Annotated in this window: 21 protein-coding genes, 1 tRNA gene and 1 pseudogene; 20 read left to right on the top strand and 3 right to left on the bottom strand. The window is 43.3% G+C overall.

Going from position 1 to position 22,098, the window contains the following annotated elements; genetic code table 11:
• Nucleotides 1-3 precede the first annotated feature (3 nt).
• Nucleotides 4-627 (bottom strand): transcriptional repressor LexA, encoded by a 624-nt coding sequence (lexA, locus tag HHK01_RS07835; RefSeq protein ID WP_170007271.1) that lies wholly within the window; start codon nt 625-627, stop codon nt 4-6.
• A 538-nt stretch (nt 628-1,165) separates the two neighbouring features.
• Here lexA and HHK01_RS07830 point away from each other — a divergent pair.
• The 4 genes from HHK01_RS07830 (at nt 1,166) to HHK01_RS07815 (ending at nt 4,473) form a co-directional block, all read left to right on the top strand.
• On the top strand, nt 1,166-1,399 hold the full coding sequence (locus HHK01_RS07830; protein ID WP_170007270.1) for a DUF896 domain-containing protein: 234 nt from the start codon (nt 1,166-1,168) through the stop codon (nt 1,397-1,399).
• Nucleotides 1,400-1,503: 104 nt separating this feature from the next.
• The gene (gene tkt / locus HHK01_RS07825) at nt 1,504-3,513 is read left to right on the top strand and encodes a transketolase (protein WP_170007269.1); all 2,010 of its coding nucleotides are present in this window, start codon (nt 1,504-1,506) and stop codon (nt 3,511-3,513) included.
• Nucleotides 3,514-3,745: 232 nt separating this feature from the next.
• On the top strand, nt 3,746-4,186 hold the full coding sequence (sirA, locus tag HHK01_RS07820) for a sporulation inhibitor of replication protein SirA (protein WP_170007268.1): 441 nt from the start codon (nt 3,746-3,748) through the stop codon (nt 4,184-4,186).
• Nucleotides 4,187-4,257: 71 nt separating this feature from the next.
• The gene (locus tag HHK01_RS07815; protein WP_170007267.1) at nt 4,258-4,473 is read left to right on the top strand and encodes a YneF family protein; all 216 of its coding nucleotides are present in this window, start codon (nt 4,258-4,260) and stop codon (nt 4,471-4,473) included.
• 163 nt (nt 4,474-4,636) lie between these two features.
• Here HHK01_RS07815 and HHK01_RS07810 read toward each other — a convergent pair whose 3' ends face one another.
• Nucleotides 4,637-4,834, bottom strand: coding sequence for an aspartyl-phosphate phosphatase Spo0E family protein (locus HHK01_RS07810; RefSeq protein WP_170007266.1), 198 nt, complete (start codon nt 4,832-4,834; stop codon nt 4,637-4,639).
• A 338-nt stretch (nt 4,835-5,172) separates the two neighbouring features.
• Between HHK01_RS07810 and HHK01_RS07805 the strand changes: the two genes are divergently transcribed.
• The 3 genes from HHK01_RS07805 (at nt 5,173) to HHK01_RS07795 (ending at nt 6,996) form a co-directional block, all read left to right on the top strand.
• Nucleotides 5,173-5,883, top strand: a complete 711-nt coding sequence (locus tag HHK01_RS07805) for a cytochrome c biogenesis CcdA family protein (RefSeq protein ID WP_322619391.1) — start codon at nt 5,173-5,175, stop codon at nt 5,881-5,883.
• A 135-nt stretch (nt 5,884-6,018) separates the two neighbouring features.
• Nucleotides 6,019-6,378, top strand: coding sequence for a response regulator (locus HHK01_RS07800; protein WP_170007265.1), 360 nt, complete (start codon nt 6,019-6,021; stop codon nt 6,376-6,378).
• A 138-nt stretch (nt 6,379-6,516) separates the two neighbouring features.
• Nucleotides 6,517-6,996, top strand: a complete 480-nt coding sequence (locus HHK01_RS07795; protein WP_170007264.1) for a CcdC family protein — start codon at nt 6,517-6,519, stop codon at nt 6,994-6,996.
• A gap of 100 nt (nt 6,997-7,096) precedes the next feature.
• On the opposite strand, the gene HHK01_RS07790 is transcribed toward HHK01_RS07795, so the two are convergent.
• On the bottom strand, nt 7,097-7,534 hold the full coding sequence (locus tag HHK01_RS07790) for a DUF2621 domain-containing protein (protein ID WP_170007263.1): 438 nt from the start codon (nt 7,532-7,534) through the stop codon (nt 7,097-7,099).
• Between the two features lie 106 nt (nt 7,535-7,640).
• Here HHK01_RS07790 and HHK01_RS07785 point away from each other — a divergent pair.
• The 13 genes and pseudogenes from HHK01_RS07785 to selA all read left to right on the top strand — a co-directional run bounded on the left by HHK01_RS07785 (nt 7,641) and on the right by selA (nt 22,073).
• Nucleotides 7,641-7,736 (top strand) — tRNA-Sec (locus HHK01_RS07785).
• A gap of 302 nt (nt 7,737-8,038) precedes the next feature.
• A complete protein-coding gene (gene treP / locus HHK01_RS07780) occupies nt 8,039-9,457 on the top strand; it encodes a PTS system trehalose-specific EIIBC component (protein ID WP_170007262.1) in 1,419 nt (472 codons plus the stop codon).
• A gap of 75 nt (nt 9,458-9,532) precedes the next feature.
• A complete protein-coding gene (gene treC / locus HHK01_RS07775; protein WP_170007261.1) occupies nt 9,533-11,236 on the top strand; it encodes an alpha,alpha-phosphotrehalase in 1,704 nt (567 codons plus the stop codon).
• Between the two features lie 23 nt (nt 11,237-11,259).
• Nucleotides 11,260-11,985, top strand: a complete 726-nt coding sequence (gene treR / locus HHK01_RS07770; protein WP_170007260.1) for a trehalose operon repressor — start codon at nt 11,260-11,262, stop codon at nt 11,983-11,985.
• Between the two features lie 322 nt (nt 11,986-12,307).
• Nucleotides 12,308-12,529, top strand: a complete 222-nt coding sequence (locus HHK01_RS07765; RefSeq protein ID WP_170007259.1) for a DUF1659 domain-containing protein — start codon at nt 12,308-12,310, stop codon at nt 12,527-12,529.
• Nucleotides 12,530-12,564: 35 nt separating this feature from the next.
• Complete coding sequence (locus HHK01_RS07760; RefSeq protein ID WP_170007258.1) at nt 12,565-12,786, top strand: DUF2922 domain-containing protein; 222 nt, start codon at nt 12,565-12,567, stop codon at nt 12,784-12,786.
• Between the two features lie 17 nt (nt 12,787-12,803).
• The gene (locus HHK01_RS15825) at nt 12,804-13,016 is read left to right on the top strand and encodes a YvrJ family protein (RefSeq protein ID WP_322619386.1); all 213 of its coding nucleotides are present in this window, start codon (nt 12,804-12,806) and stop codon (nt 13,014-13,016) included.
• A 142-nt stretch (nt 13,017-13,158) separates the two neighbouring features.
• Nucleotides 13,159-14,295 (top strand): exonuclease SbcCD subunit D, encoded by a 1,137-nt coding sequence (locus HHK01_RS07750; protein WP_170007256.1) that lies wholly within the window; start codon nt 13,159-13,161, stop codon nt 14,293-14,295.
• A complete protein-coding gene (locus HHK01_RS07745; RefSeq protein ID WP_170007255.1) occupies nt 14,292-17,429 on the top strand; it encodes an AAA family ATPase in 3,138 nt (1,045 codons plus the stop codon). The genes HHK01_RS07750 and HHK01_RS07745 overlap by 4 nt, the downstream gene beginning before the upstream one ends.
• Nucleotides 17,401-18,309, top strand: coding sequence for an acetate and sugar kinases/Hsc70/actin family protein (locus HHK01_RS07740; RefSeq protein ID WP_228027706.1), 909 nt, complete (start codon nt 17,401-17,403; stop codon nt 18,307-18,309). Before HHK01_RS07745 ends, HHK01_RS07740 begins: the two co-directional genes overlap by 29 nt.
• 6 nt (nt 18,310-18,315) lie before the next feature.
• On the top strand, nt 18,316-20,211 hold the full coding sequence (selB, locus tag HHK01_RS07735; RefSeq protein ID WP_170007253.1) for a selenocysteine-specific translation elongation factor: 1,896 nt from the start codon (nt 18,316-18,318) through the stop codon (nt 20,209-20,211).
• A gap of 183 nt (nt 20,212-20,394) precedes the next feature.
• Nucleotides 20,395-20,583, top strand: a pseudogene (locus HHK01_RS07730) (SelT/SelW/SelH family protein); the annotation flags it as partial.
• A 77-nt stretch (nt 20,584-20,660) separates the two neighbouring features.
• Complete coding sequence (selA, locus tag HHK01_RS07725) at nt 20,661-22,073, top strand: L-seryl-tRNA(Sec) selenium transferase (protein ID WP_228027705.1); 1,413 nt, start codon at nt 20,661-20,663, stop codon at nt 22,071-22,073.
• Nucleotides 22,074-22,098: the final 25 nt, after the last annotated feature.

The following is a 22,098-nucleotide window of genomic DNA, read 5'->3' as shown; positions in this document are numbered from 1 at the left end:
AATTTATTGTATTTCACGGAATACGCCAATTACTTTGCCTAGAATCGTCACGGAACGGACGAGAATCGGTTCGAGTGTCTCGTTTTCCGGCTGGAGCCGAATGTGGTCAGCTTCTTTAAAAAAGCGTTTAACAGTAGCTTCGTCCTCTTCTGTCATGGCAACGACAATTTCCCCATTAGTCGCGGATTGCTGCTGTCTGACGATCACGTAGTCTCCATCAAGTATTCCGGCGTCAATCATACTGTCTCCCATCACTTCCAACATGAAAACGTGCTCATCTTGTGGCGCTAGATGTTCTGGAAGTGGGAAGTATTGCTCGATGTTCTCGATCGCAGTGATAGGCGTTCCGGCTGTGACCTTCCCGACTAATGGGACTTGTCTTGCGTCCGTTCTTTCTATATGGTCGTTTCCGTCTAGATCCATTACTTCAATAGCGCGTGGTTTTGTAGGATCGCGACGAATATAGCCTTTACTTTCCAAACGCGCAAGGTGGCCATGCACTGTAGAACTAGAGGCAAGTCCAACAGCTTCCCCGATTTCCCGAACTGAAGGTGGATAGCCCTTTTTTTGTACTTCATCCTTTATATAGTCTAAAATAGCTTGTTGTCTTTTAGATAATGTAGACATGTCATTCACCTCTCCTAATCTCCTGTTTATGTAGAGTACATACGTTCTATAATCTAGGTGTAGTATAGCATGTTTTACCAAGAGCACGCAAACATAAGTTCGAAAAAAAGTTGACACGGAATGTATGTTCGTATAAAATAAAGATATTACATGGAGCGAACATACATTCTGTGGAGGGGTCATTGATGAAATGGGTAAAAGAAAATTGTTGGACGTGCAGCTTTTGTGGGATTACATACGGATTGTGCAATATCTATTTATTTTTGCTCTAAAAAGAACATACGTACGTTTGCAGGGAGTCTATAAGTGAAAATATCACACTTATGTCACTACTTTTAAGGAGACTAGTGTATGATTTTTCGAAGGCTACTGTACATAGAAGATATCAGGAGTATGTAAAAGAGATACGTGGAGAAACAGGGAGAGAATGTGTTTTGCCTTATTACGGCTCGCGTTGCTTGTCATGAACAGTCCAGTTTAGTATGATTAGGACAACTTTCGTCCTTATTGGACAAGTTTTACGAAAGGGAGTTTCCTAATGATTTCACCACAAATGTTGCAACGCATTAACGAACTCGCAAAAAAGTCGAAAGAACAAGGGTTATCTGAAGCTGAAGCGAAAGAGCAATCTAAGTTACGAAAAGAGTATTTAAAGTCGTTTCGTAACTCAATGCTCAACACGCTCGACGGAGTGAAAATTGTTGATCCAAACGGGAATGACGTCACGCCGGAAAAGTTGAAAGATCGCCAAACTCGAAAGCGCAGTCATTAACTTGACGGGGAAAATATGTACTCCTCGCTTTTTGTCCTACATACATACAGCACATTGACGCTACACTATGTGAAAACTCGTTTCTGACGAAAGGAATGGATATCATGATAATGAATCAGGATCAACTCTCAATTAACACAATACGTACGCTCTCCATTGATGCCATTGAAAAAGCAAAATCGGGTCACCCTGGAATGCCAATGGGTGCTGCTCCCATGACTTATACGTTATGGACAAAATTTATGAACCAAAATCCACAAGATGCTACTTGGTTTAACCGTGACCGTTTCGTACTATCAGCTGGACATGGGTCCATGCTGCTTTATAGCATGCTACACCTTGCAGGGTATGACCTATCCATGGACGATCTGAAAGAATTCCGTCAATGGGGAAGTAAAACGCCCGGACATCCGGAATTCCGTCACACACATGGTGTGGAGGCAACGACAGGACCTCTAGGCCAAGGCATTGCGATGGCAGTCGGGATGGCAATGGCAGAAAAACATTTAAGTGCGAAATTTAATCGCCCAGATCATTCCATCGTCGATCATTACACGTATACGATTTGTGGAGACGGAGATTTAATGGAGGGAATTTCCTCCGAAGCTTGTTCTCTAGCCGGTCACTTAAAACTCGGCAAGCTTGTCGTGTTATACGATTCAAATGATATTTCATTAGATGGTGATTTGCATAAATCTTTCTCGGAAAATATTGAGCAGCGTTTCACGGCCTATGGTTGGCACTACATAAAAGTAGAGGACGGCAATGATGTTGACGAAATCTCTAAAGCGATAGAACAGGCCCGTTTGGATCAAACTCGTCCAACCATGATTGAAGTAAAAACGGTGATTGGCTATGGTTCGCCGAACAAATCAGGAACAAGTGGTGTTCATGGATCCCCTCTCGGTGGAGACGAAGCTAAGCTAACGAAAGAAGCGTACAAATGGACTTTCGAAAAAGATTTCCATGTTCCAGAAGAAGTGTATGAGCATTTTCGTGTAACTGTACAAGAACGAGGTCAAAAAGCTCAGTCTGAATGGGAATCAGCATTTTCAGCATACAAAAAGGCATTTCCAGTAGAAGCAGAGCAGCTTGACCAGGCAATTCGCGATGAGCTGCCGAAAGATTGGGATCGCGGACTACCGAATTTTACAGCTAACAAGGGGATGGCGACTCGTGCTTCGTCTGGTGAACTCGTGAACGCGTTAGCGGATGGGGTGCCTTCGCTATTCGGTGGATCTGCCGATTTAGCAGGTTCAAATAAAACGATGATCAAGTCTTCTGGGGACTTCTCCCATGAGCGCTACGATGGTCGTAACGTTTGGTTTGGTGTTCGTGAATTTGCAATGGCAGCAGCCTTGAACGGAATGGCACTTCATGGAGGGCTAAAAGTGTTCGGCGGAACGTTCTTTGTGTTTAGTGACTACCTGCGTCCTGCACTGCGACTATCCGCTTTAATGGGGGTTCCAGTAACGTATGTGCTGACCCATGATAGTATTGCTGTCGGTGAAGATGGACCCACGCATGAGCCTGTTGAGCAACTACCTTCTTTGCGCGCAATGCCGAACGTAAACATTGTTCGCCCAGCTGATGCGAAAGAAGTAAAGGCTGCATGGAAAGAAGCTGTAACAAGCAAAAACGAGCCGACTGTACTAGTATTGACTCGCCAGGATGTGCCTACGCTGGATCTTCCTCAAGACGCCGTTGATCAAGGTGTCAAAAAAGGAGCATATGTTGTACGAAAGTCGTCCAATGATACACCGGACCTCCTGTTATTGGCGACGGGATCAGAAGTAGGATTAGTGCTCTCTGCTCAAGAGGAGTTATCTAAGGATGGAATTGACGCTTCAGTCGTTAGCATGCCAAGCTGGAGTCGATTTGACGCACAGGACGCTAGCTATAAAGAGTCTGTTCTTCCAAGAGCAGTCAAAAAGCGTTTAGCAGTTGAGATGGCACGTCCTTTCGGATGGGAGAAATATACTGGCACGGATGGAGATATTATCGGAGTGGACACTTTCGGGGCATCTGCACCTGGAGAAATTGTTCTTAAGGAATACGGTTTTACAGTAGAAAATGTCGTCGCTCGTGCGAAAGCGTTGATTGAATCAAAATAAGTAGCGAAGAAGTGCCGCGAAGTAGTAATTGACTACTGAAGAGGCACTTCTTCTTTGTTCCTGATTTGTTCGCCTATTAGTTGCGATTGAGGAATCCTTTCTGTATCTTATTAGTTAAGAATATTCTTTCGATTCGACAAAACTCGCGGTAGATCCCGTTCATAATCTGACAAAAGTTGCTGGAGGCTTATGCTACGATAAGGAAAGTAAGGGATCGCAGGAGGGACAAGTCATGGAGAGACATTATACACTCTATTCCATCAAAGCCGAGGTAGCGAATTTCTTTTATGGTCGAGAAGGTAAGTTTGTTCAGCTGTTTTTGGAATGCGAGCAGGCAGAGGGAAGAAAGTTAGATATTTTAAAAAGGCAAGTGACTTACATACTTGAACCAGTGCCTAATCTTCAAATTCAACGTGAACTACATAAATTAGTTCAAGATATTGGTGGTACGAGGAAAGGACAGGGTGTATACTTGCAAGATCGTGACTTTCGTTGGCATGCAACGATCCGATGGACAAACGAGTTGTTAACCATAGATGTTTACGGCGAAGAAGAAGAGGTAGATAGTTTACTTTTCGAGAGGTTGCGTAAAGTAGACAATTTTCTAGCAATTGAGCGTAGTTGTTCACGATATGGTTGGTTAAAACCTCGTAAACAGCAGAAATATGTATAGGAATCTTGTCTAACTCTTTCTCGTTGTGTAAACTAATAAAAGACATACAACATGAAGGAGGAAACAAAGGAATGTGGGTACCCATTCTAGTCGGGGTCATTGCGCTTCTTGCAGGAGTCGCTCTCGGGTTTTTCATCGCGCGTAAATACATGATGAACTACTTAAAAGAAAATCCACCGATTAATGAACAGATGCTACGTATGATGATGATGCAGATGGGTCAAAAACCGTCGCAAAAAAAAATCAACCAAATGATGGCAGCAATGAACAAGCAATCGTCCAAATAAAGAAAAAGCACTCCGAATTGGGGTGCTTTTTGTCTAGGTTGTCATCGAAAAACTTCTGCCATCACCCATACATGATGATCAATGTGTGCCTATGGGCGATGTATGTACTGGATGGCTAAAGTTCCTAAAAGATTCATAGAGCAACAAACGTATTTTATTCTCATTATGATGACGAGATCGATTGGAATGCGTTTAAGGTCCGATCCTTTTTTAGATCCTGTTGATCATACTGGTTGAGAAGTGCGTCAAGCTCTTGGCTATACTGAATAGCAAGAGATGAATTGAGACCGTTACGACTAGCAACACGTATCAATTCCGATCTTTTTTGTTCGATTTTTCGAAGCATTTCATATTTCGACACGATACAGAGTCCTTTCTTTTGGAGATTCCGTATACTCGGGTCAATTGTTCTAGTAACTGTATGTCGTGGATATATGTGTAAGTATAAACGATTTTAGACAAGGATTCAAAGGAAAGTGTTAACGTTTTTTGACAAAACGTAAACTTTATGAAAATGGTAGAAACGATAGAGTGTTTAGGACCCCCTATGAGTGAGACGTTTATTCTACCATTACCACATTGAACTGCTTGTAAACACGACACATCAAGTGTTATGAGAATGACACATGTTCGGAAATAGATCGGTTCGTATTCAACGTGTTGAGTGGTACACTAACATATAGTATGAAAGGGGAGGAAATGATGGAAGATGTAACAATATTCTTAGCGTTTGCAGCTGGTTTTTTAAGTTTTATCTCTCCTTGCTGCTTACCGTTATATCCCGCATTCTTGTCATACGTGACAGGCATGAGCATATCAGAAGTAAACAACGAGCAAGTAATGCTACAGAGAAGAAGTATACTACATACTGTGTTTTTTTTGATCGGATTCTCCGTCGTCTTTATTGCGTTAGGTTTTACGACAAGCTTTGTCGGCTCATTCTTTTATGATTACCAAGACGCTATAAGACAATTTGGAGCTATCTTTTTAGTATTTTTTGGTTTGGTCGTTATTGGTTTTTTTCGGCCGAAATTCCTCATGAAAGGCCATACCATTCAATTTAAAAATCGCCCAACCGGTTATTTCGGCTCCATTCTAATCGGGATTGCCTTTGCTGCGGGTTGGACGCCTTGTACAGGTCCTATCCTAGGGGCCGTTCTCAGCATGGCGGCTACAGACCCGGATCAAGGTGTTGTGTATTTATCTATGTATTCTCTTGGGTTCAGTGTTCCTTTTTTCATCATGAGCTTTTTTATTGGAAGAATGAAAAACTTTATGAAGTATTCGGAGAGAATTATGAAGTTTGGCGGTTGGGTTATGATCCTTATGGGGATATTATTGTTCTTTGATTTGATGACGGATATTATCGCCTTCTTTACAACTTTTATGGGTGGTTTTACTGGATTTTAAGGAGGAAGTTTGAATTTCTTGAAAATCCCTGAACTAAACCTTGATCAAATGTCAGAACACTGGTACATTCGTAGTAGATGAAAAATAAGCAAAAGGAACTATTCCCAAAGAATGAATTGAAGTGAGGAGATCAACATGGCCACCGTTCTGATCGTCGACGATGCTACGTTTATGCGAATGACGTTAAAAGAGATCGTAGAACAAAACGGTCATCGCGTCGTTGGGGAGGCAGAGAATGGCCAAGATGCCATTACGCACTATCGCATTCTACAGCCCGATCTAGTGTTAATGGACATCACGATGCCCGTACTAAATGGTTTGGAAGCTATGCATCAAATCATTGAAGAGGACCCAAGTGCGAAAGTGATAATGTGCACTGCCCTCGGGCAAAAAAAAGTGGTAATGCAATGCATTGAAGCGGGTGCTAAGGACTTTGTGACTAAACCGTTTGAGCGCCATCGAATTCTAGATGCTATTGAGCGTGTGCTTAGTTGAGCCGCGCTTTTTTTGTGTAGTGTAAAAGGTAGTTTGCTCTACACTAGGGACCCCTTGTGACAATTGTCTCCTTTTTTGACTTTGTGTGATTTTAAAAGTCATTGTATAATGAGGGGAAGAGAGAAAGGAAAGGTTTTTATGGCTATATTTACTTCTGTTGTGGCAGTTGCCATGGCACTTGTTGTTTTTGCTGTCCGTATGAGAGCGTCGAATCGGCCGGTGACAGCAAAGAAAATTATATTGCCCCCGTTTTTTATGAGTACCGGTGCACTTATGTTTGTTTTCCCGCCATTTCGTGTCACCTGGATGGAAACGGCGGAAGCGTTTGTGGTGGGAATGCTTTTTTCCATATTTCTTATCAAAACATCTACCTTTGAAATACGGGGAAATGATATTTACTTAAAGAGATCGAAAGCCTTTTTATGGATTTTGCTAGGTTTGGTAGGTGTTCGTTTACTATTGAAGGTGATACTTAGTTCTTCTTTTGAAGTCGCTGCCTTAAGTGGGATGTTTTACTTACTTGCTTTTGGGATGATTGTTCCGTGGCGACTCGCGATGTATGTAAAATTCAAAAAGCTCGAGCAGGAGACGATTCGACCTGTCCCGCCGAGCTATTGAATTGGGTCGCAACCTCGTTTAGGGGTTGTTTTTTTTGTTTGTAGAACCTACTGCTACTTACTCGGATTGAAGATAGCCCCCGCCGTTCTATGCTTACCTTTTATTGACCTTTTTGAAAGTGTGCTTCGAAAGGACTAGAATCAATTTCGAGTTCAGATAACTTTTTTCGCAAAAACTTGTGATCACGTTTCGGGGTGGCCTCAATGTACCCCCGGATAATGAGAGAAAGCGACAACTTCTGTGCCTTTTCTTCAATTGCAAGTGCGCCAATTTTCCCCGCAATTTTTTGTCTGGCCACATCACGAAACAATTCCGGTACAGGACTAACGAGCTCTTCTAAAAGGGATTTTTGCTCGTCATCCCACATGTGACGCGTTTTGTCTACATAATATTCTTCCCAGTCCAAAATTGATTTTCCATCCTCTTTCGGAAGTCGTTTCAAAAATTTGCGAAACATAAAAAATCCACCGATTGAAAATAGGGAAATTAAAATAACGATCCAAATTAGGATAAACCAAAGAAACCAACCTTCTAGCACCGTGCTCACCTCATCTCTATTATACCGAGGAAGGCTTCATGACTCAACGGAGGTAAACGCTTGTAGACAAGAAAAGATTCCGTTATAATGAATGAGCGTTCCTTTTGGGGCTGGTTGTGTAGCTGGTGCTTGCCGGGGTCTTCAAAACCTTAGGGAGGCGCGTGCCGTCTCTGGTGGGTTCGATTCCCACACAGTCCCGCCAAGTTATTCAATTCAAAGTACAGACGTATAAATCCTTCCGGGTTTATGCGTTTTTTGCGTTTCTTTGGAAAGGATAACACAACAACTTCATGTTTTTTTATAAGGCTGTTTTCTAAAAGATTGTTGCTTTTTTAATGAATCTCATTACACAGTAGCTGTAGTCGAAATTTGTTTGATTCCGCTTACATTCTCGTTGACAAACCTGTATGTACAGGTTTAGAATTAATCCACAACATGTATGTACACGTTTTCCTTCTCTGAGAAGATTTTGTGGCGTGCGCTAGTTTAGGAGGGAATAGTACGATGGGGAAATATACAGCACCTGCTGAGCAAATAATCGAAGCGATCGGTGGGAAAGAGAATATTGCTAAAGCGACCCACTGTGTGACGCGGCTTCGTTTTGCGTTAAAGGATGAATCGAAAGTAGACCAGACTACTTTAGAGACCATTGATGTCGTGAAAGGATCCTTTTCAACGAGCGGTCAATTTCAAGTCGTGATTGGACAAGGGACTGTGAATGACGTATACAAAGAAATGGTAGCCCTTGCAGGAATTGAGGAATCTTCAAAAGACGATGTGAAAGAAGAAGCTGGAGATAAAATGAATCCGCTTCAACGAGCTGTAAAGACGTTAGCAGACATTTTCATTCCCATTTTACCCGCGATCGTAACAGCCGGTTTATTAATGGGAATTAACAATATTTTAACAGCTCCAGATATTTTCTTTGAAGGCCAATCGCTCGTGCAAGTGTATGAACAATGGGCAGATATTGCCGAGATGATTAACTTAATTGCCAATACAGCCTTTACGTTTTTACCGGTGCTCATTGGGTGGTCTGCGATGAAGCGGTTTGGTGGCAGCCCACTTCTCGGGATTGTATTAGGAGCTATGCTTGTCCACCCATCACTACTGAATGCATGGGCGTATGGAAGTGCTCAAGCTAGCGGAGACATCACCTATTGGAATGTTTTTGGTCTCCAAGTGCAGCAAGTCGGTTATCAAGCACAAGTTTTGCCGATTCTCGTTGCCTCCTATGTGTTAGCCAAAATCGAAATCTTTTTAAACAGACGGGTTCATGACTCCATTAAAATGCTTGTCGTCGCACCTGTCGCGCTGTTAGTAACTGGTTTTCTTTCGTTTATTCTAATTGGACCTGTTACGTTTATTATTGGTGGATGGTTGACAGACGGAGTGCTCGCTATCTTTGATAACGCAGCATGGCTCGGTGGTTTACTGTATGGTGGATTGTACGCTGTCCTCGTGATTACAGGGATGCACCATACGTTCCTCGCTGTTGACTTGCAGCTAAGTAGCGGTCCGTTGGGTGGTACTTATTTATGGCCAATGCTTGCTTTATCCAACATTGCCCAAGGTTCCGCAGCGCTCGCGGTAGGTCTCTTTACTAAAAATAATGAGAAGCTACGTGGATTGTCGATTACATCGGCCATTTCCGCTTATCTAGGCATTACAGAACCGGCGATGTTCGGGGTGAACTTACGCTACCGGTATGCGTTCATCAGTGCACTTGTCGGTTCGGCCATTGGCGGTATTCTTCTTGGAACTTATGGTGTACTCGGAAAAATTGGAGTTGGGGGATTACCCGCTATCATCTCCATTCAACGAGAATTTTGGGGTGTATTTGCAATCGGTATGGTCATTGCTATCGTCGTGCCGTTTGTCTTATCAGCCATTATCACACTAGCAAAACGTAACAAAGCATAAGTTTGACAATATAACGGGGAGCGTATCAGTGTGCGCTCCTTTTCGTATTTTCACATCTAGACTGGAGGAAATCGTATGCCAACTACACTTCCGTGGTGGAAAAAAGCCGTAGTATATCAAATTTATCCGAAATCTTTTTACGACACGACCGGAAACGGTGTTGGAGATTTAAATGGAATTATCGAAAAGCTTCCGTATTTAGAGGAGCTTGGTGTAGACGTTATATGGCTTACACCGATCTATACCTCTCCTCAAAACGATAACGGCTATGATATTTCAGATTACAAAGCGATCCACGAGCCGTACGGAACGATGGCTGACTTTGAACAATTGCTGGCAGCTGCACATAGCCGTGGGATTAAAATTATTATGGATTTAGTCGTGAATCATACGTCCGCTGAACACGAGTGGTTTCAGCAGGCGTCTGTGAACAAAGAGAGTCCGTATCGAGACTTTTACATTTGGAAAGAAGCAAAGGAGAATGGCGAGGAACCAACGAATTGGATTTCCAAATTCGGTGGATCTGCGTGGCAATGGGATGAAGAGACAAAAGAATATTATTTACATCTATTTGACGTGACGCAGGCCGATTTGAACTGGGAAAATGAAAAGGTCAGGCAAGCAATTTACGAAATGATGCACTTTTGGTTTGCTAAAGGAATTGACGGTTTTCGGTTGGATGTTATCAACTTAATCTCCAAGGATCAGCGTTTCCCGGATGATGACGGCAGTGCTGCACCGGGTGATGGGAGAAAGTTTTATACAGACGGGCCCAGGGTGCATGACTATTTACGAGAAATGAACGATGAAGTATTTAGTCGCTACGATGCACTAACCGTTGGAGAAATGAGCTCGACTACTTTAAAGGAGTGCGTTCGATACACACACCCTGATAGCCATGAGCTTGCCATGACGTTTAACTTCCATCATTTAAAAGTAGATTATCCGAACGGTGAAAAGTGGGCAGTTGCACCGTTCGACTTTGCCAAACTAAAGCAAATTCTGTCAGAGTGGCAAATAGGCATGCAAGAGGGTGGCGGTTGGAACGCAACATTTTGGTGTAATCATGATCAGCCACGCATCGTGTCGCGCTTCGGAAACGATGGAAAATACCATCAAGAAAGTGCGAAAATGCTTGCAACAGCCATTCACTTGCTACAAGGGACTCCTTATATTTACCAAGGGGAAGAGATCGGAATGACGAATCCTTCCTTTACCTCTATTGATCAGTACCGTGATGTAGAGTCACTTAATATGTATGAGAAGTTTAGGGAGAAAGGGGTTAGTGAAGAGGAGATTCTTCATATCCTACAACACAAATCTCGTGATAATTCTCGTACTCCGATGCAATGGTCTAGTGAACAAAACGGTGGATTTACGACGGGAATACCCTGGATTCCAGTGGCTAAAAATGCCGATATAATTAACGTAGAAGCGTCCCGAAAAGATCCAGATTCCATTTATCATCATTACAGAAAGCTCATTCAACTACGAAAAAAGTATGAAACGATTACAACTGGAACCTTCCGCTGGCACTTACAGGATAACACGCAGCTTTATGTATACACGCGTACAGATGGCGATGAGACCTTTGTTGTAGTCAACAACTTTTACTCAGAGGAAACAACGTTTGATACGAAAGAGTTGTTTCAATCGTGGGAGCATTCCGAGTTGATTCTTTCCAATTATCATGATACAACTTCCTTTAGTGGACAGTTGTCTATTCGGCCGTATGAATCTGTCGTCTATCGGTTACAGAAGCCGGTTTTTAGTTCGTAGTTTTGTTAGGGAGGGGAGAGGTCTTGAAAAAGTACCAATTTGTGTCACAGACCTTATCTGAGCACATCGCTTCAGGTCGATACAAGTCAGGGGATATTTTGCCTAGTGAAAACGATTTAGCCGAACAATTTTCGACTTCACGAGAAACGATCCGCAAAGCGTTGCAAGAGCTTGCTCAAACGGGGAAAATTCAAAAAGTGAAGGGAAAGGGATCTGTCGTACTCGATGTTGAGCGTTTTAATTTTCCGGTATCGGGTTTAGTCAGCTTTCAAGAGCTGCAACAATCTCTCGGAGAAGATGTTCGTACAAAAGTGGTTGAGCTAAGTTTAGGAGCCCCTACCCCTTCTATTCAAAAAGAACTCAAACTACCTAAAGGTGAAGACGTATGGAAAGTATGCCGTACCAGGCAAATTCAAGGTGAGTGTATCATTTTGGATAAAGATTACTTCCGTTCAAGCCTCGTGCCAAAGTTAACGAAAGAAATTTGCGAGTCGTCAATCTATCAGTACCTTGAAAAGGAATTGGACTTGACAATCAGCTTCGCAAAAAAAATCATCATCGTGGAAGAGGCGACAGATGAAGATCGGGAACTGCTCGACTTAAAGGGATTTACCCATGTAGTTGTTGTGCAAAATTTTGTTCATTTAGAGGATGCGACGCTGTTTCAATACACAGAATCTCGTCATAGACTCGATAAATTTCGCTTTGTTGATTTTGCTAGAAGACAACATGGGATCATTAAGCCTTAGAAAGAAATTTTTTCCAAGCGTATAGACGGGTGACGGACAACCTTCCCCTTTTATTTTCATACACTAATGTAGAGCTGTTGGATTGGGGCAATTTAGTCGAAGAAATAGTTGTATAAAGAGTAGCAACTGCGTGTTCTTTAGTGTGAGGTCTGCATCCTCCTGCGAACTATACAATAGAATCACTTGCCGCCCAAGCGAACGATTTGTTCAGTATTTATGAACGCGCGCAGCTGTTGTTACGCATACCGGAAGACACCTGAAAAATTTCGGGTGTCTTTTTTTCATCTTACTTTCTATATAGAGGATGAAAGGAGGCGATAACATGGTAGAAGAAGTGTTAGCGACGAGTCGTCTAACCCTGATCTTTGAAGAAGGCGTAGACGAAAACGGCGAACCACAGTACAAGACAAAATCGTTCACGACCATTCGTCCGACAGCAACACCAGAAGAACTGTACACGGTTGCTCAAGCGTTGGCTGCATTATCTGTGTATCCACTCATGGACGTGGAACGCACAGACACATCAGACATCGTATCCGCGTAACGTAACGAAAATGAAAGAGAGAGGAGGTGGAACTTTTGGCAAAAACGTTAGAATTGCAGTTTGATACAAATTTAGGAAAGGTTTCTCGTGTGAGTATTGCTGATCCGAAAGAACCGGTTGATATGGCTGTTGTCCAAGCATCTATGGATCAGCTCATTCAAGCAAATGTATTCCTTTCCACAGCAGGCTATTTCGTTAAAGCGAGGGGTGCGCGTCTTATCGAACGGAATGTAACAGATTACGAACTACAGTCGTAAAAGCAAGCAGTTGGCTAATGGAGAAAGGGCTGGTGGGTGGTTCACTCACTGGCTCTTTTTCTAGCAAAAAAATCAGTGTAACAGAAAGGAGAGTGCTTGTGGAAACGTTTGTTCCTTTTGTAGGAGAGGTAGGCTTTCCCATCGTTGTTAGCTTTTATTTACTTAATCGTATGGAAAAAAAGCTAGACGTCGTGATTGCCTCGATCAGGGAAATGAAAGGGCAATTGTAGTTTAACAAACACAAATCTAAATCCGAACCATGCTACAATAAGGATGCTAGCGTGGTTCGGATTTTTTTATAGAGAAGCTAGACTTATGAAATAAAATAGGATATACTGAAAATAGAACAAATGTTCGAGGAGTGAGTGATAAATGAAATTTTTACATACAGCCGACTGGCATCTTGGCAAGGTCGTACACGGTTACCCAATGATCGCGGAACAAAAAATGGCATTGCAGCAGCTACTACACATTATAGATTGCGAACAACCAGATGCTGTCGTCGTTGCCGGTGATTTGTACGACCGAGCCATTCCGCCGCTGGAAGCTGTCGATCTTCTTCATGAAACGTTCCAAGCGATTAATTTAGAGCGCGGTATTCCCTTACTGGCTATAACAGGAAACCATGATAGCCGCGAACGAGTATCTTTTGGTGAAGCTTGGTACCGGAGCCAACATCTTTATCTAAATGGAACGGGACTCCCTTCACAGCCAGTCATACTAAACAATACGGCCTTTCACCTCGTCCCCTACATGGAACCTTCTGTCGTCCGCCAAGCTTTTTCAACTGAAGAGCCTTTAGATCATCATGGAGCTATGGAACAAATTATAGAGGAAATACGTAAGAACTATTGGAATGAGGCCAAGCATCACGTCTTTGTTGGACACGCCTTCATACGTGGTGGTACACCATCTGAATCAGAACGAATGCTTGCTCTAGGCGGCGCTGAATATGTAGGAAGTGATTTATTTGCCCCATTTACATATACTGCGCTTGGACACCTACACCATCCGTATGCGATTAGTGCGGAGCGAATTGGTTATTCTGGTAGTCTATTAAAATATTCTTTTCAAGAAGCACAGCAGCCAAAAGGTGTGTGGCTAATCGATATTGAAGAGGATGGACATGTGCAACGTTCATTTCGCCCTTTGCATCCGGAGCGGGATGTACGTATTTTGCGTGGGAGTTTAGACGAGCTTTTACAAGCAGGCCAAAGCGAACCTACAGATGATTTTCTAAAGATTGAACTGACAGATAAAGGAGCTTTGCTTGATCCTATGCAAAAAATTCGGGTCGTCTACCCAAATGTACTGCAAATGGAACGGGTTTCACTTCAACAAACTGGAGGAAGTGTACACCTATCAGCATACGATCAAGCAACAAAGTCACCAGTAGACTTGTTTCAGCAATTTTACGAAGAGGTGTCTCAGGACGAGTATGAGAAAGAGGATGAGTCACTGGTGAAACAAACGTTTGAGCGTATTTTAGCAGGAGGTGAGCTCGAATGAGACCCCTTTTATTAACGATGCAAGCATTCGGCCCATATCGCAACAAGCAAACGGTTGACTTTTTAGAATTGAAGGATCGCTTATTTTTTGTCATTAGCGGGAAAACGGGTGCAGGAAAAACGTCCATTTTTGATGCCATGTGTTTCGCGCTTTATGGAAAAGCAACGAGTGACGACCGTTCTGGAATGGAATTACGAAGCCATTACGCACCTATTGAACTTCCTACCGAAGTGACCTTTACGTTTCAATTGCGTCAACGAATATATAAAGTTGTTCGTTCCCCCCAACAAGAGCTTCCGAAGAAAACAGGTGATGGCTTCACGACAAAACCGGCAAAGGCAACCCTTTATGAACTGGTTGAGGGACGTGAAACATTGCTTGGAAGTATGGTAAAAGACGTAGATGAATTAATTCGTGAACTGGTCGGTTTACAGTTACATCAATTCAGGCAGCTTCTTTGCTTACCACAAGGTGAATTTAAAAAGCTACTCGTTTCAGATAGTCGTGAAAAAGAAGCGATACTAGAGAAATTGTTTTCTACAGAACTATATAAAAATTTCTCAGAAGAGTTATTTCGCCAGTCTTCTCAAGTAAAAGAAGAACTACGCAACGCAGAAGAGAAAAAAACAAGGGCTCTCGGTCACTTTCAGTATAACGAAGGAGATCGTTTTGCTAAGTGGTTTGCGGAAGGCCAACAGGAAAACTGGACATCAATTTACGAAGGTTGGTTAGAAGAAACAAAGCAGTTAGTTGCAGATAAAGAAGAAGCAGGAATCGCTGCAGGAAAAGCTCTTGAACAATCATTAGAACTTTTGCAGCGTGCCAAGCACCACGAGACGCAAAAGAAAGCATATCAAGAAGCATCCGACCGCCTTCTATTACTTCAAAATAAAAAGGAAGAACAAGCAGAACGAAAGCAGTTTCTCCAGATGGCGGGACGATCTCAGCAGCTTTTGCCTTATGAAGAGAGTTGGCAAAAGGCTAAATCCACTGCAGAGAAGCGAAAGCAAGAAAAAGAACTGCTGCAAACTAAAAAAGAGAAGGTAGAAGCCTCTTACTCTACCGCTCAAAAAATATTTCAACAAGAACAGGCCAACGAACATGTGCGTGAAGCGTCTCGTCAAAAGAGGCACAGACTAGAAGACTTGAAAACTACTGTTGAAAAGTACCAAGAGCACACTAGTAACCTTCAACGTATGCAAAGTGAGCAGGAGCAAGTGGCCAAGCAATATGCCTTGAGCACAGAAAAAATTTCTAACCTTAAACAACAAATAGATAATAAACGGGTATTTCAAGAACAATTGCAACACGTACGCGAAGAAACATTTGCTTCCAAAGAATTCCTGCACGAACAAAGCGAACGCTTAGCTCTTCACGAACAAGCGGTCCAGGCTGAAAGAAGCCAAAAGGAAACAGATCGTAAGTTAAAAATAGCTACAACAGAGTTGCAATCACTGCAACAGCACGAAAAAGAATGTAGTCGAAAAATGCAACAGCTCCTTAAAGAAAAACAAGAAGAAGCTGCGTACGAGCTACGAATACAATTGGAAGACGGGAAGCCATGTCCAGTCTGTGGTTCCTTGCATCACCCAGCCCCCGTGCACTCGGCAGAAACAACTAGTCAGTCAGAGGAAATAGAATTGCTTCAAGCAGAGCATACAGCCGTACTACAAGAAATCAAAGAGGCTGAGCGAGAGGTAACTATTTTACAGACTGACTTAGCTCACTTTGAAAAGGCACGAATGGATATGGAAATTGACGTAGTGGAAGAGGAATTGCAAACGGAATTACGCCGGCTTCGAAAAATAGTCAAATCCGCGAGAAAGAAACTAGCTAATGACGAACAAACCATCGAAACCTTACAAATCAATTTGAACAACTTACAATTTGTTCAAGAAGAGTACGACAAGAATGAAGCGAGCATCGAAGCAGAACGAATCAGGTTAGAGTCATGTGAAAAAGAGTTGTCTGTCACTGAGGCAGTTCATATGCAGCTTAAGCAGCAGCTTCCAGACGGTGTGAACACGTTAGCAGGATGGGAGAAGCAGTATAAGTCATGCCTAGCCGAGGAAAAATCACTTTTTGAAGCATATAAACAAGCAACTGAGCATTTTGAAAAAGAAAAGGCCTCTTTAGAAAAGATAGCTACTCAAGTAGATGCACAACGAAAGTGGGCTGAGGAAGCTGAGCAAGAGTTTGTTACAGAAGATCTGGCTTGGAAGGACAAAAGAAACACTGCCGGATTCTCTTCAGACGAAGCGTACTTGGCAGCAAAAAAACTCGTGCATCGCATACCTGAACTAGAACATGTTATAAAAGAATATGAAGAAAATGTGACACATTGGCAACAACGAGTAGCAGCTCTGAACGACGAAATTTCAAAAGATGACGCACCAGAAGTCGCTGTAGCTAGTGAATCGGTCGAAAAGTGTAGAACAGAATGGAAACAAATCGAAAAACAACTGACACAGTATCGCTTCCTTCTTCAAGAAAATGCAAAGCACGCAAAAGAGCTTGAGCGCATTGAAGCAGAAGTGACAAAATGGGAGCAACAGTATCGAAGAATTGGTCACTTAGCGGATATGGCACGAGGACAAAATGCGAAGAAAATTAGCTTTGAACGATACGTACTTGCAGCAATGTTTGAAGGTGTGCTGCACGCTTCTAACGAACGCTTACTACTTATGACGAATGGTAGATACCGGTTACTTAGGAATAGCGACAGAGCGAAAGGCACTGCCCAAAGCGGATTAGAACTGTTGGTAGATGACCAGTACACAGGGCGAACTCGTCACGTAAAGACCTTGTCTGGTGGGGAAAGCTTTAAGGCTTCGTTAGCGTTGGCACTTGGCTTATCTGACGTTGTACAATCGTACGCAGGTGGGGTCTCGCTAGAAACGATGTTTATCGATGAAGGATTCGGTACATTAGACCCAGAATCGTTAGATCAGGCATTGGAAACTTTGTTTGATTTGCAAGCAAGCGGTCGCCTTGTTGGCGTTATTTCACACGTCCCAGAGCTGAAAAATCGTGTTGATTTAACACTTGAAGTGACAAGCACCCCACAAGGAAGTACAGTAGATTTCGTTCATAAAGACCAAATGATTGAAAGAAAGTTCGCTGAACAAAGATAGTGGGACTAGCACCGTCTTTTTAACGGCATACGACTCAGCTGAAAAAGTCCGAGATATGGAAGAAGGGGTGAATTTCATGTGGATTGGGATGGATTGTGGCGCTTCTAATGTAAAGATTGCCTATGAAGAGGGGAATCAGCTTCGTTTAAAGTCTTATCCTGCAGAGAAGTCACACTCGCTTCTTCAATGGTTACATAGTGCTTATCCGCAGTCCCGCATTGCTCTCACTGGAGGGGGTGCTCATTCACTTTTTGATAAGTTGCCGCCTGCGCAAATACGTATCTTTTCTGAATTCGACGCCATTGAAGCGGGGTTCCGTGCACAGAATCGTGAGGAAGCCGCATTACTTCTTCATAGTGGAACTGGCTCTTCTTTTTTCGTATTCCGTGAGAAAGAAAAAGGTGAACGCGTGCTCGGCAGTGCGATGGGTGGGGGGATGATACTTGGCTTGGCACGGTTTTTGTATGGTAACTCCTTTGACGAGAAGGATCTCTACACTAAAATTCAAGATGGAGACCGACTGCAAGTTGATCTCCTTGTGAAAGATATTTATACAGAAAGTTCTCCTGTTATGGGAGATCTTACGGCAAGCCAATTCGCCAAGGCATCTGAAAGTAGTCGCCCCTCCGATATGCTGGCCAGTACTGTGCAATCTGTGGCAGAGGTATTCGTCCTCTTGTCACAGCAATTAGCTGAGAAAATTCCGACCAAACGAGTGTATTTATCTGGAGGCGCTTTCTCTTACATAGCTCCCCTTGTAGAGAGAATAAAATCGTTTGAAGAGATGACTGGTTTGTCTTTCCAACAAGTTGAGCAAGGGATGTTTTTAGGGGCTAAGGGAGCAAGGGAATTGGCACTGGCGGAGATGAGAAGGAAGTGAAGGATTTTGAAATCATATTATACGATCGGTATGGCGGGTCACATAGATCACGGCAAGACAACGCTAACGAGAGCGTTGACCAATATTGATACAGATAGGCTTAAAGAAGAGAAGGAACGGAAAATTTCTATCGAGCCTGGCTTTGCTCTTTTATATGAAGACGAGAACTTGCACGTTTCCCTAATCGATGTACCTGGACACGAACGGTTTATTCGACAAATGATTGCTGGAGTGGCAAGTGTGGATGCCATTTGTTTAGTTGTAGCTGCTGATGAGGGCGTCATGCCACAAACTAAAGAGCACGTCGACATCCTCTCGTTACTTGGGGTGGACAAAGGGCTTATTGTATTCACTAAGTGCGATCGTGTGGAAGAAGAACTACTAGAACTTGCCAAGGAAGATGTCCAAGAAGCGCTTCAAGGAACCCCGTTTGCTGATGCGCCTAGTGTGTTCGTGGATAGTTTGTCTGGAAAAGGTGTGGATGCCTGCCGAGAAGCGATGTTTGCGCTACTTGCTGACGTTCCTGCACGTACTCAAACCGTAGGAGCATTCCGGATGGCGATTGACCAATCTTTCTCGATGAAGGGGCAAGGAACGATTGTCCGCGGAACCATTTTGGAAGGGACGCTAGCTCCTCAAGATACCGTGTTTCTCTTACCACAACATGAGCGAGTGAAGGTGCGCCAATTACAAGTTCATGGAAAGAGTGTGGAAAGAGTATTTGCTGGCCAACGAGCGGCTGTAAATGTACCAAATGTAACGAAAGAAGCTACATCCAGAGGACACGTATTAGTAGAGGAAGATTTAGATACGAGCACAATCTTAGATGTAGAATTGACCTTGCTACCCAATTTACAGCACCCTGTGAAGCAACGAATGCCTGTTACTTTACATATTGGAACCCATGAGCAGAGAGGAACCCTCGTGTTTTTTGATCGAAATGGATGGGAAGAAGGTCAAGATGCAGGTATTTGTTATGCGCAATTGCGATTAGATGGGGCTGTTGTTGCCAAAAGGAACGATCGATTTATCATTCGAAGACCTTCCCCAGTTGAAACGATTGGCGGGGGATTTGTTATAGACCCTTACGGAGGTCGGTACCGCTTCGGCGACGAAACTGTGTCGATGCTAAAAACAAAGGCAAAAGGGACGCCGAACGAACGCTTGCTTGAGCAGGCTGAACATAGGCACACATTTTCTAAAAAAGAGCTCGTTGAGGCAACTGGTGTAACAGAGAAAGAGTGGGAGGTCGCGGTTACGGATGGTGTTCTTGTATCTTTAGGTAACGATCTTTATGCAAGTGACCTCACTGTTCGAAGGGCAAGGGAGTTTGTATTGGACTGGCTTCTTCATTTTCATGAAGCCCACCCGCTTCTACAAGGGGCTGACTATGCGGAATTCATTCAAACTACCACGCGCCAGTTCAATGTTGAGCTTGCCAAGGCGATCACTATCTCTTTGCAACAGGAAGATAAGTTACGAAAAGAAGGAGCGATTGTCTCTTTACAAACGTTTATTCCGCATGTACCGAAGCAATGGGAAAAACGCGTTGCCCATGTCGTTCAAGCCATTAAAAGCGAGGGGTGGAATACGTCACCGTGGTCACAACATCTTGCGACACAGTCGATCCCAGCCGCGCTTCAACTCGAACTACAATCATTTTTACAAGAGAGAGAACTGCTTTTTCTAGCTGACGATGTAGTCGTTCATCATGACGTGGTGACAAAGAGTATTCAGTTGCTTCAAGAGCAAACGGGACCTACGTTTACGTTACAAGATGCGAAGAGCGTCTTGCAGATCTCGCGTAAATATCTTGTTCCGTTTTTGGAGAAATTGGACAGCTTAGGGTACACTGCGAGGAAAGATGGAGAACGAACGTGGAAGGAAGAAGTGAATCTCTAGGTGATCGCGCGGCTTCCTCCTTGTACAAGGCATTACTTTTCCTTAGGATGGATAGGTGTTCTGATCGTCCCTTTCTTTTGTATTCATTTTTCGTTTGTACTACACTATTTGTGTAATCTTTAAAGAGAGGAAGTTTTTATGAAAATCTCAATCGAATTTTGCATGCAGTGAAACTATGCTCCTAAAGCCGCTGGTCTAGCGGAAAGTATTTTTAACGAGTATCGTTCTGGTGTAACAGAAATGAAGTTGGTTCCAAGTTCAGGTGGGGCGTTTGAAATCATGGTTAATGACGAGAAGATTTACTCAAAACTCGAGGTAGGAAAATTTCCAGAGCATCAACTTATTTTGGATAAATTGAAACTACAAAAGTAAAATGTTCAGCAGCAGGTATGATTATTTCATACCTGCTGCTTTTTTCGTTATACTGAAGGAAATGAATGGACGAGAGGGTGTCTCAGTTGAAAGTTGAAGTTCGTTCTATTCCACCTATGCATGAGTTGTTGGAGCATCCTTCTTTCGGAAGCTTACAGCAGCATCGAACGTATACAGAGGCGAAGCAATTACTCAAAAATTGTGTAGATCAAGTTCGTGCACAGTTGTTACAGGATGTGTGGGAAGGGGCTCTTCCTTCCACAGACCCACGACAATTTATTGACGAGCTTTATCAGCTGGTGTTACAGCAAGCTAGTGAACAAACCCCGACAACGCTTTATCGTGTAGTGAACGGGACGGGAACGGTTCTCCATACTAATTTTGGTCGCGCTCGATTAAGTGAACACGTGATGGACCATGTCACACACATAGCGACCTCCTACTCAAACCTTGAATACGATGTAGACAAAGGGGAGCGAGGTAGTCGAACTCAGCATGTAGAAAAGCTTCTTTGCTCGCTAACCGGTGCGGAGGCCGCTTTAGTTGTCAACAACAATGCGGCGAGTGTGTATTTCGTGTTGAACTGCTTCGCTAAAGGGAAGGAGGTGGTTGTTTCGCGCGGTGAGCTTGTGGAAATCGGTGGCAGTTTTCGGGTGTCTTCCATTATGGAAGAAAGTGGAGCCTTGTTGCGTGAAGTTGGCACGACCAATCGTACGCATGTGAAGGACTATGCAGAGGTAATACGAGAAGAAACCGCTATGCTCATGAAAGTACATACAAGTAACTTTAAAACAATCGGGTTTACGAAATCCGTTTCCGTAGATGAACTTGTTCAGTGTAAAAGAGATACTCCACATGTTTTGGTGTACGAAGATGTGGGCAGTGGCGTGTTGTACGATTACCGGGCACACGGCATAGGCGATGAACCTACAGTAGCTGAAGCGGTTAAAGCGGGCTGTGATCTCGTTTCTTTTAGCGGGGACAAGCTTTTAGGTGGCGTACAAGCTGGTTTTATTGTCGGGAAAAGGGAGTACATTGATCAGCTGAAGCGTCACCAACTTGCCCGCGTGCTTCGGGTGGACAAATTAACACTTGCCGCTACTGAAGCTACGTTGCGACTTTGGGCGAGTGACGAAAACGACCAGCTTCATATTCCTACACATCAAATGCTCTTGGCAACGCAGGCTGAATTGCAAAAAAGAGTGGAAGCATTTGCAGATCGTTTACTCCATAAGGCACCACAATTGGGCTTCAATGTCACAGCAGAAGCATGTACGAGTCGCGTCGGAGGGGGAACCATGCCAGACGTTGAATTACCTTCTTATGCGTTAGCTCTTGCTGTTTCTGACGTAAACTCATGGGTAACTGCTTTGCGCAAAAGGGCTCTCCCAGTGATCGGAAGGGTCTATCAAGATCGTTTACTTTTTGACTTCCGTACCATTTCCAAGGATGAGGAAGTATTGCTTTTAGAAGCTTTGCTCGAAGTTTAAGAAAATAAGTAATAGACAACGGATC

This window comes from Bacillus fonticola (genome assembly GCF_012955605.1).
Classification (GTDB): domain Bacteria; phylum Bacillota; class Bacilli; order Bacillales; family JC228; genus Bacillus_CG; species Bacillus_CG fonticola.
Note: the sequence above shows the minus strand (reverse complement) of the source record. Positions and strands in the feature narration are given on the sequence as shown.

What these genes read in the sequence shown, in the direction of transcription:
- lexA (WP_170007271.1), bottom strand. Translation starts at nt 627, where the DNA reads ATGTCTACATTATCTAAAAGACAACAAGCTATTTTAGACTATATAAAG.
- HHK01_RS07830 (WP_170007270.1), top strand. Translation starts at nt 1,166, where the DNA reads ATGATTTCACCACAAATGTTGCAACGCATTAACGAACTCGCAAAAAAG.
- tkt (WP_170007269.1), top strand. Translation starts at nt 1,504, where the DNA reads ATGATAATGAATCAGGATCAACTCTCAATTAACACAATACGTACGCTC.
- sirA (WP_170007268.1), top strand. Translation starts at nt 3,746, where the DNA reads ATGGAGAGACATTATACACTCTATTCCATCAAAGCCGAGGTAGCGAAT.
- HHK01_RS07815 (WP_170007267.1), top strand. Translation starts at nt 4,258, where the DNA reads ATGTGGGTACCCATTCTAGTCGGGGTCATTGCGCTTCTTGCAGGAGTC.
- HHK01_RS07805 (WP_322619391.1), top strand. Translation starts at nt 5,173, where the DNA reads ATGATGGAAGATGTAACAATATTCTTAGCGTTTGCAGCTGGTTTTTTA.
- HHK01_RS07800 (WP_170007265.1), top strand. Translation starts at nt 6,019, where the DNA reads ATGGCCACCGTTCTGATCGTCGACGATGCTACGTTTATGCGAATGACG.
- HHK01_RS07795 (WP_170007264.1), top strand. Translation starts at nt 6,517, where the DNA reads ATGGCTATATTTACTTCTGTTGTGGCAGTTGCCATGGCACTTGTTGTT.
- treP (WP_170007262.1), top strand. Translation starts at nt 8,039, where the DNA reads ATGGGGAAATATACAGCACCTGCTGAGCAAATAATCGAAGCGATCGGT.
- treC (WP_170007261.1), top strand. Translation starts at nt 9,533, where the DNA reads ATGCCAACTACACTTCCGTGGTGGAAAAAAGCCGTAGTATATCAAATT.
- HHK01_RS07765 (WP_170007259.1), top strand. Translation starts at nt 12,308, where the DNA reads ATGGTAGAAGAAGTGTTAGCGACGAGTCGTCTAACCCTGATCTTTGAA.
- HHK01_RS15825 (WP_322619386.1), top strand. Translation starts at nt 12,804, where the DNA reads ATGGAGAAAGGGCTGGTGGGTGGTTCACTCACTGGCTCTTTTTCTAGC.
- HHK01_RS07750 (WP_170007256.1), top strand. Translation starts at nt 13,159, where the DNA reads ATGAAATTTTTACATACAGCCGACTGGCATCTTGGCAAGGTCGTACAC.
- HHK01_RS07745 (WP_170007255.1), top strand. Translation starts at nt 14,292, where the DNA reads ATGAGACCCCTTTTATTAACGATGCAAGCATTCGGCCCATATCGCAAC.